The sequence below is a fragment of the Megamonas sp. genome, from assembly GCF_986095205.1.
Genome location: NZ_CFQVBI010000010.1, coordinates 1 through 1,816 on the forward strand (window position 1 = coordinate 1; position 1,816 = coordinate 1,816).

General features: G+C 27.7%; 3 protein-coding genes. All 3 read left to right on the forward strand.

The window, feature by feature from the left end:
* Positions 1 to 353: 353 nt before the first annotated feature.
* Positions 354 to 602: a hypothetical protein gene (locus tag AC5LAX_RS01175; RefSeq protein WP_288909134.1), complete on the forward strand. Its 249-nt coding sequence runs from the start codon at positions 354 to 356 to the stop codon at positions 600 to 602.
* Positions 603 to 606: 4 nt separating this feature from the next.
* Positions 607 to 990, forward strand: a complete 384-nt coding sequence (locus AC5LAX_RS01180; protein ID WP_288909136.1) for a hypothetical protein — start codon at positions 607 to 609, stop codon at positions 988 to 990.
* A gap of 348 nt (positions 991 to 1,338) precedes the next feature.
* Positions 1,339 to 1,816, forward strand: a 478-nt coding sequence (locus AC5LAX_RS01185) for a hypothetical protein (protein WP_493263623.1), incomplete at its 3' end; no start/stop codon positions are given.

Genomic DNA, 1,816 nt, shown 5'->3' on the forward strand with positions numbered 1-1,816 from the left:
ACGCAAGCAAACTATTCTTTGAATGTGAGTTGCTGCTCATAAAGTTTTAGGTGTAAAATGCTAATCGTTTATTTCTATATTATAAGGATACAGCCATACTATCCTTTACTTTATTATTACTTAACCATACACTACAGTCTGTGAAGATAGTAGTGTTTTTTAATTGATTATTAACTTAAAACTATATATATGAAAGGATTTATCAAAAAGTTTTATCAAAGATTTATCTGTAAACACGATTATCATCTAATAGGTGAAACAAAAGAATTTCATACATATTCAGATATATTCATATACAGATGTTCTAAATGTGGAAAAATTAAACTTAAATACGGAATCAAAATTGAAGTAAAATGCTAAGGTACACAATTTTAGATATTATTATCAACAATAATGATAATATATCACAACAAACACTTGAATGTTTTATAGAAGCTATTGTAGAAGATCCAAAAATTGATATTATAAAAGAAATAATTCAAGAAATAGGAGAAGTAGGAGATATTCAACATCGTATAATTTTACGATACGATAATGAATTCATACCTGTAATAAAAAATATCATTGGAGACTTTAATCTAACTAATAATATTAAAAGTTAACATTATGAAAACATTTGCTTTTATTAGAAAAATAGTTCACAATTATCAAAATCCACATCAAAATTATCATTATTGTGGCTACGTAGGTATTATAGATGACTCCAAAATACCTTTAAGTATACAAGCAAGTAATGATCTCTGCGACAAAGAAGCTTTAGATTTCAAGATAGAAATACATGGTGGTATTACTTTTGACTGCAAACTTAATAGTATGACACCTATTATACCACTTACTGAAATACCACAAAATTGGCATCAGTATCGTTGTATAGGATTTGACCTTGCTCACGACGATGATGTACAAAATAATGTTAATACCGATTATAACTTTTGTGTATCCGAAACCTTTCATTTAAAAGAACAAATTGAAAATTTAATTAAAATTTAACATTATGAAAACAAGAAAACACTTTATCAGAAAGTATGAACTCTTAGCAAGATGTATTCAAACTAACTTAGAGTTATTTATACTACAATAGTAATGCAGCCATAGACAGTGGCAAGCCTGTAAATGCAGAGCCAACTACATGTAGTATTAGTATCATTGTAGTGTGTGGTACAAACGTGTAAGCACTATCTAAACTCAGTATAAAGGAGTTTTCACTATTTTAGATTTGAAAAATAGTTCTGAGCATCTGTCATTAGATGAACAAAGAGTGACAACGTAACTATGCGTAAATAGTAGGGGACAGCATTAGCTGTCCTCTTTATATGTTTAATCAATAAACTAAAGTATATGCAACAATTAGTAACAATATCTTTCGCAATTAAGAACACAAAAGAAGAAAGAAACAAAATCATAAAATATATGAATAGGCATTTTAGCATACCTATGCAAGAAACTAATAATTTACTAGATATTGCGTACATAGCAGAACTAGTTTACTTTAGAGCCATAGATTTTGAATTAGACTTTCCTGATAAATATACAGAGGAGGATATGTTTAAGAAACTAAAAACAGCACTCCCTGATGTATCGTTTACTTGTCAAATCAATAACAAAACTTTTGAACATGACATATCAATTAAACCTGAAAATAAAAAAGTTGAGCCGACAAATAGAAACACAACTAATACTTCAGTTACAATTGAAGAAGCACTAAAAGAAGAATTTGTCATTATTCATAAAAAAGATCTTATAGAGTTACAGAAAAGTAAACATGTACTAAAAGACTTATTAGGAACTATCGAAAATTTAAACAATAAACTTAAAA

Bases quoted from the DNA above. Each gene is read 5' to 3' on its own strand.
- AC5LAX_RS01175 (WP_288909134.1), top strand. From the start codon at position 354: ATGCTAAGGTACACAATTTTAGATATTATTATCAACAATAATGATAAT.
- AC5LAX_RS01180 (WP_288909136.1), top strand. From the start codon at position 607: ATGAAAACATTTGCTTTTATTAGAAAAATAGTTCACAATTATCAAAAT.